Origin of the sequence: Isoptericola sp. NPDC056134, assembly GCF_042264825.1 — a bacterium.
In the GTDB taxonomy this organism is placed as follows: Bacteria; Actinomycetota; Actinomycetes; order Actinomycetales; family Cellulomonadaceae; genus Isoptericola; species Isoptericola nanjingensis.
Window position 1 is genome coordinate 1 of sequence record NZ_JBHJVM010000108.1, and the last position, 1,000, is coordinate 1,000.

1 protein-coding gene is annotated in these 1,000 nt (G+C 66.3%); it reads right to left on the reverse strand.

Going from position 1 to position 1,000, the window contains the following annotated elements:
- Window positions 1–424: hypothetical protein (locus ACFCZN_RS21605; protein ID WP_430558135.1), on the reverse strand; the 424-nt coding region annotated here is incomplete at its 3' end.
- Between the last annotated feature and the right edge of the window lie 576 nt (window positions 425–1,000).

Sequence of the window (1,000 nt, forward strand, 5' to 3'; positions counted from 1 at the left end):
AGCATGACCCGAGAGCAGAGTCAGCGCGCGGCGAGGTGTTCGAGGCGTTCTCGTTGCTCCACAAGCGGATCTCGAGCGGTCCGGACCAAGTTTCCCGGATGCGCTGCCAGGCCTGTGCGAGCCGCCCGAAGAGGGCCGTCGAACCCTTCGGAGCGTTCGCCAACTCGGCCCAACCGAAGGATCCGGGGTATTGCGCCCACTTCACTTGCAGCGCATACCTGGTACCGGCCGCTTCGAACTGAAAGTCGTCGGCGACCCCCGCATCCGGATCCGCGACCCTGATCCACCGAAGCGTCGTGATCTTTGCCCGTACGATCCGCGCCGCTAGTCCGTACTGACCGCTGAACCCGACGACTGCGGAGCGCTCGCCCTCGGCTGGGCGCTCGTCGACGCCATCTCTCGCGGTGTCTTGGGTCGGAGCCACGCGGCAATTGTTACCCGCCGGGGCGCTCGCTCTGCGAACCGCCGAGAACCGGCGCGTCACCTCATCAGCCGTGATGACGCGCAAGTGACGCAGGACTCTGGACATTCGCTTCGAGGGACCGTCCTGCGGACGGCTCTCCTCTAACTGCGAACGCACGGGACGAGCAGGCGGTCCGAGACCTAGGTGCGGTCCTCGTCGCTAGCACTTCAGACACCGACCTTGTGGAGGCGCCTTCCACATCTGCTGCTCAGTACGCTCTCGGTCCTCGAACATGGTCTGAAGACGCGTGGACGGCGAGTGCTGTGTCGATCGGTGCCGCAGTCCCGGGCGAGCTCGCCTCGGTCGCCGCTGCCGCGCGAAGCCCTTGTAGCCCTGACGAAGCGTGCGGCCGCCCGCGCGGCGACCAGCGGCCTATCGGCTCCATAGATCCCACTCCAGGCCAGGACAAGTACTGCCGTCACGACACGACGCCGGAGTCGCCCCACTCGCATCGAAGCTCGCGGCTGAGACACCGACCGGTCGCGCGTGAAAGAAAGACGACCCGGTCCTCAGCCGCCTAGAAGACCTCGGATCTGT